The organism is Caldimonas sp. (assembly GCF_046291045.1).
GTDB lineage: Bacteria > Pseudomonadota > Gammaproteobacteria > Burkholderiales > Burkholderiaceae_C > Caldimonas.
Map to the genome: position 1 here is coordinate 1 of NZ_JBKBSL010000067.1, position 5,340 is coordinate 5,340.

Below are 5,340 nucleotides of genomic sequence, written 5' to 3' on the forward strand. Positions count from 1 at the left end.
GTGGTGATCTCCAGCCGCAAGGCCGATGCCTGCGAAGCGGTGGCCCAGGCCATCCGCGACGAAGGCGGCCAGGCCATCGCCATCCCCGCCAACATCTCGTCCAAGGATCAGCTCGAAGCCTTGGTGGCACGCACACGCGAGCACTGGGGGCCGATCGACATCCTCGTGTGCAACGCCGCGAGCAACCCCTATTACGGCCCCAGCACTGGGATGACCGACGAGGTCTTCGACAAGGTCATGCGCAACAACGTGCTGAGCAACCACTGGCTGTGCCAGATGGTGCGCGAGGACATGGCCGCCAGGAAGGACGGCGCCATCATCATCGTCTCGTCGATCGGCGGGCTGCACGGCTCGGCCACCATCGGCGCCTACAACATCTCCAAGGCTGCCGACATGCAGCTCGCGCGCAACCTGGCCGTGGAATGGGGGCCGGACAACATCCGCGTCAACTGCATCGCGCCCGGCGTGATCCGCACCGATTTCGCCAAGGCCCTGGTGGACGACCCGCGCGTGCGCGCGCTGATCGAAGGCCAGTTGCCGTTGCGCCGCTTCGGCGAGCCCGACGACATCGGCGGCATCGCGGTGATGCTGGCCTCGGCGGCCGGCCGCTACATCACCGGCCAGACGATCGTGGCCGATGGCGGCTACATGATCCGCTGAGCCTGCGCCCTTCCCTTCCACACGGAGTTCTTCCCTTGGACTTGTTCTTCCAGCAAGTGCTCAACGGGCTCACGCTCGGGGGCATCTACAGCCTCGTGGCCCTGGGCCTCACGCTCGTCTACGGCATCCTGCACGTGCCCAATTTCGCGCACGGAGCCTTCTACATGGCCGGTGCCTACGCCGCCTTCTGGCTCATCACCGCGCAGGGCTTCAACTATTGGGTGGGCATGGCCGGCGCTGCGGTGGCCGTGGCGCTCATTGCCGTGCTGGCCGAGCGGCTGGTGTTCCACCCGCTGCGTGACGCACCGGGCCTGCACCACATGATCGCGGCCATCGGCCTGCTGCTCTTCCTGGAAGCAGGTGCCCAGGCGGTGTGGGGCGCCGACTTCCATCGCCTGCCCACGCCCTACACCGGCATCGTCGAGATCGGCGGCGCCACGGCGCCGGTGCAGCGGCTGATGATCGTGGGCGCGGCCTTCGCGCTGATGGTGGCCTTGCACCTCTTCCTGAAGAAGACGGTGATGGGCTCGACCATCATCGCGATGGCGCAGAACCGCCAGGGCGCGGCGCTGGTGGGCATCGACCCCAATCGCGTGGCGATGCTGACGTTCGCCATCTCGGGCGTGCTCGCTGCAGTGGCCGCCACGCTGTATGCGCCCATCAACCTCATCTACCCCGCGATGGGCCACCTGGTCATCACCAAGGCCTTCGTGATCATCATCCTGGGCGGCATGGGCAGCGTGCCCGGCGCGATCGTGGGCGGGCTGATCATCGGCTTCGCCGAGAGCTTCGGCGCCTTCTACATCTCGCCCGACTACAAGGACATCATCGCCTTTGCGCTGCTGGTCGTGATCCTGTCGTTCCGCCCCGAGGGCCTGTTCACCAAGGGAGTGCGCTGATATGGACCGCGTCTTCGACCTTCTGCATGGCAAGTTCGGCTGGAGTCTGCTGCTGGCCGCCGGCATCGCTTTCCCCTTCGTGGCGGGCAACGACTACCACCTCACGGTGATGTCCACCGCCTACATCTTTGCGCTGGCCACCGTGGGGCTGAACCTCATCACCGGCTACACGGGCCAGTTCAACCTCGCGCACGCGGGCTTCATGGCGGTGGGCGCCTACACGGTGGGCATCCTCACGGTGGACCACGGCGTGCCCTTCTGGGTGGCGTTTGCGCTGTCGGGCGGGGTGGCCGCGGTGCTGGGCTTGTTCATCGGCATCGTCTCGCTGCGGCTCAAGGGCCACTACTTCTCGATCTTCACGCTGTGCGTGGGTTACATCATGTACCTGGTGATCGAGAAGTGGGAAAGCCTCACCCACGGGACCGTGGGCATCATCGGCATCCCCTCGCCCTCGCCCATCGGCCCGTTGCAGTTCGAGTCGCCGCGCGAGCTGTACTACCTGGTGCTGTTCTTTCTGGCGGTGGGCATGTGGGCCATGCACCGCATCGTCAACTCGCTGATGGGCCGCAGCTTCGTGGCCGTGCGCAACAGCGAGGACCTGGCCGAGGCGCTGGGCATCAACCTGATGCGCACCAAGGTGACGGCCTTCGTGCTGTCGGTGGTCTATGCCGGCCTGGCCGGCGGCCTGTACGCCGGCTTCGTGCGCTTCCTGGGCCCCAGCGTGGCCGGCGTGGAGCACACCTTCGACATGACGATGTACATGCTCATCGGCGGTATCGGCACGATGTTCGGCCCGCTGCTGGGGGCACTGGCCATGCCCTGGCTCACGCAGTACCTGCAGTTCCTGCAGGAGTACCGTTTCGTGGTGTTCGGTCCGCTGCTCATCGTGCTGGTCATCTTCCTCCCGCACGGCCTGGTGGGCAGCTTGCTGCAGTGGCGCGCGCGGCGCCTGTCGCGGCGTGCGGCGGCCGCCTCACACGCGGCCGGCCAGCGGGCCACCGGCACCTTGTCCACCCAGGAGGGCGGCCATGCTTGAGATCCAGCAACTGACCAAACGCTTCGGCGGCCTGGCGGCCGTGCGCGAGGTGAGCACCACCATCGAGGCCGGCAAGATCAACGCGATCATCGGCCCCAACGGCGCGGGCAAGACCACCTTCTTCAACCTGATCAGCGGGGCCTTGACTCCCACCAGCGGGCGCATCGTCTATGAGGGCCGCGACGTGGCGGGCTTGCGCGCCGACCAGATGGCGGCCCTGGGTGTGGCCCGCACCTTCCAGACCACTGCCCTCTTCGACCGCGCCACGGTGCTGGACAACCTCATCGTGGGCCACCGCCTGCGCACACGCTCGGGCCTGTGGGACGTGTTGGCGCGAACGCGCCGCCTGCACGAGGAGGAAAAGCGCTGCCGCCGCAAGGCCGAGGAGGCCTTGGAGTTCGTGGGTCTGGCCCACGCCGCCCACCGCATGGCCGGCGACATCTCGCAGGAGGAACGCAAGCGCGTGGCCTTTGCGCTGGCGCTGGCCACCGAGCCCAAGGTGGTGCTGCTCGACGAACCTGCCGGCGGCGTGAACCCCGAAGAGACCGTGGGCCTGGCCGCACTGATCCGCAAGATGCGCGACAGCGGCCTGACCGTGTGCCTGATCGAACACAAGATGGACATGATCATGAGCCTGGCTGACAAGATCATGGTGCTGAACTACGGCGAGAAGATCGCCGAGGGCAGCCCGGCCGAGATCCGCAGCAACCCTCAGGTGATCGAGGCCTACCTGGGCAGCGACGGCGCCCACGACATCAAGGAGGCCGCCGATGCTGCAGCTTGAGAACGTGAGCCTGCAGTACGGCTCGTTCCGCGCCCTGCACGACGTGTCGCTGCACGCCGACGACGGCGAGCTGGTGGTGCTGCTGGGTGCCAACGGCGCCGGCAAGAGTTCGATCTTCCTCACCGCCAGCGGGCTGCTCAAGGCGGCCGGCGGGCGCATCCGCCTGCGCGGCCAGGAGGTGACGGGAGCCAAGCCGGCCCGCCTGGTCGAGCAGGGTCTGGTGCTGTGCCCGGAAGGCCGCAAACTCTTTCCCGGCATGTCGGTGCTGAAGAACCTGATGCTGGGCGCCTATGTGCACCGGCGCGATCGCAAGGGCAATGCCAAGCTGCTCGAGGAGGTCTTCGACCTGTTTCCCATCCTGCGCGAGAAGAAGGACGACGCCGCCGGATCGCTGTCGGGAGGGCAGCAGCAGATGGTGGCCATCGGCCGCGCGCTGATGGGCCGGCCCAAGGCCCTGCTGCTGGACGAACCTTCGCTGGGGCTGGCGCCGCTGGTGGTCAAGCAGGTGCTGGAGGTGATCCAGCGCATCAACCGCGCCGGCACCACCGTGCTGCTGGCCGAGCAGAACGCCTACGCGGCGCTGCAGATCGCTCACCGCGCCTATGTGCTGGAGGGCGGGCGCATCGTGATGGAAGGCAGCCGCGACGAGCTGCTCAACAACGACGGCGTACGTCGGGCTTACATCGGCGCCTGATCCCGGCTTCTTTCGGTTCCACCCCATGCCGGCCCATCGCAGGCCGGCTTCACTCAGGAGAGAGCAGACATGTTGCATTCATCTTCATCGCGCCGCCTCGTGCTGCGCAGCGTGGCCGCGGCCGTGGCGCTGGCGGGCTTCGGCAGTGCCGTCTTCGCCCAGGAGGTCGTCAAGATCGGCTACTCGGGCCCCTTGAGCGGCGGCGCCGCCCTGTACGGCAAGAACGTGCTCACGGGCATGGAAATGGCCGTGGCCGAAATCAACGCCGACGGCCTGGAAGTGGGCGGCAAGAAGGTCAGGCTGGAGATCGTCGCCCTGGACGACAAGTACAACCCCAGCGAAAGCGCCATCAACACCCAGCGCCTGGTGCAAGAGCACAAGGCCCCGGTGGTGCTGATCCCGCACTCGGGCGGCAGCTTCGCGGTGCAGACCACCAACGAGCGCCTGGGGGTGCTGCTGCTGTCCTACACCAGCGTGCCCACCATCACGGCGCGCGGCAACAAGCTCACCATCCGCATCCCGCCGGAGTTCACCGGCTACGTCGAGCCCTTCACGCGCTATGCCATGGGCAAGTTCGGCAAGAACCTGGCCATCGCCAACGCCGACCATGACTACGCCAAGGCCTGGACCGCGGCCTTCAAGCCGGCCTGGGAGGCCGCGGGCGGCAAGGTGGTGGCCGAGAACCCGATGTCGTACAACCGCTCGACCGACTTCTACAGCGGCGTGAGCCGTGTGCTGGCGGCCAAGCCCGACGTGATGTTCATCGGCGGCGCCTCAGAGCCCACCGGCCTGGTGGTGAAGCAAGCGCGTGAGCTGGGCTTCAAGGGCGGCTTCGTGATCATCGATCAGGCCAAGATGGACGAGATCGCCAAGGTCACGGGTGGCTACGGCCCGCTGGAAGGCTCGATCGGTGTGCTGCCCTTGGTGGACGACAGCCGCCCGCACGCCAAGAGCTTCGTCGAGCGCTTCCGCAAGGCCAACCCGGGCCGCGACCCCAGCTCGGAAGTCTCGCTGAACTACATCGCCGTGCACGCCACCGCCCAGGCCATGCGCCTGGCCGGCACCACGACCGATGCCAATGCCATCCGCGCCAAGATGAACGAGGCCTACCGATCACTGCCGGCCAAGTACAACGTGCACGACATCGAGGGCATCGACGAGAAGGGCGGCACCATCGCCAACACCTACGTGGCCACCGTCGAGGGCGGCAAGGTCAAGCAGGTGACCTTGCGCGAGCTGACCAGCAAGTAAGCACGACACGCGCCAA

6 protein-coding genes are annotated in these 5,340 nt (G+C 67.1%); all 6 read left to right on the plus strand.

The window, feature by feature from the left end; genetic code table 11:
• On the plus strand, window positions 1-660 hold a 660-nt coding region (locus ACK4ZD_RS15070; RefSeq protein WP_409663896.1), incomplete at its 5' end, for an SDR family NAD(P)-dependent oxidoreductase.
• A gap of 35 nt (window positions 661-695) precedes the next feature.
• A complete protein-coding gene (locus ACK4ZD_RS15075) occupies window positions 696-1,559 on the plus strand; it encodes a branched-chain amino acid ABC transporter permease (RefSeq protein ID WP_409663898.1) in 864 nt (287 codons plus the stop codon).
• Window position 1,560: 1 nt separating this feature from the next.
• Window positions 1,561-2,595 carry a branched-chain amino acid ABC transporter permease gene (locus ACK4ZD_RS15080; protein WP_409663901.1) on the plus strand — a complete coding sequence of 345 codons (1,035 nt, stop codon included), beginning with the start codon at window positions 1,561-1,563 and terminating at the stop codon, window positions 2,593-2,595.
• Window positions 2,588-3,379, plus strand: a complete 792-nt coding sequence (locus tag ACK4ZD_RS15085) for an ABC transporter ATP-binding protein (protein ID WP_409663904.1) — start codon at window positions 2,588-2,590, stop codon at window positions 3,377-3,379. Before ACK4ZD_RS15080 ends, ACK4ZD_RS15085 begins: the two co-directional genes overlap by 8 nt.
• Window positions 3,366-4,073, plus strand: coding sequence for an ABC transporter ATP-binding protein (locus ACK4ZD_RS15090; RefSeq protein WP_409663906.1), 708 nt, complete (start codon window positions 3,366-3,368; stop codon window positions 4,071-4,073). Before ACK4ZD_RS15085 ends, ACK4ZD_RS15090 begins: the two co-directional genes overlap by 14 nt.
• A 69-nt stretch (window positions 4,074-4,142) precedes the next feature.
• A complete protein-coding gene (locus tag ACK4ZD_RS15095; protein ID WP_409663909.1) occupies window positions 4,143-5,324 on the plus strand; it encodes an ABC transporter substrate-binding protein in 1,182 nt (393 codons plus the stop codon).
• The last annotated feature ends 16 nt before the right edge of the window (window positions 5,325-5,340 follow it).

Bases quoted from the DNA above. Each gene is read 5' to 3' on its own strand.
- ACK4ZD_RS15090 (WP_409663906.1), top strand. From the start codon at position 3,366: ATGCTGCAGCTTGAGAACGTGAGCCTGCAGTACGGCTCGTTCCGCGCC.
- ACK4ZD_RS15095 (WP_409663909.1), top strand. From the start codon at position 4,143: ATGTTGCATTCATCTTCATCGCGCCGCCTCGTGCTGCGCAGCGTGGCC.
- ACK4ZD_RS15080 (WP_409663901.1), top strand. From the start codon at position 1,561: ATGGACCGCGTCTTCGACCTTCTGCATGGCAAGTTCGGCTGGAGTCTG.
- ACK4ZD_RS15085 (WP_409663904.1), top strand. From the start codon at position 2,588: ATGCTTGAGATCCAGCAACTGACCAAACGCTTCGGCGGCCTGGCGGCC.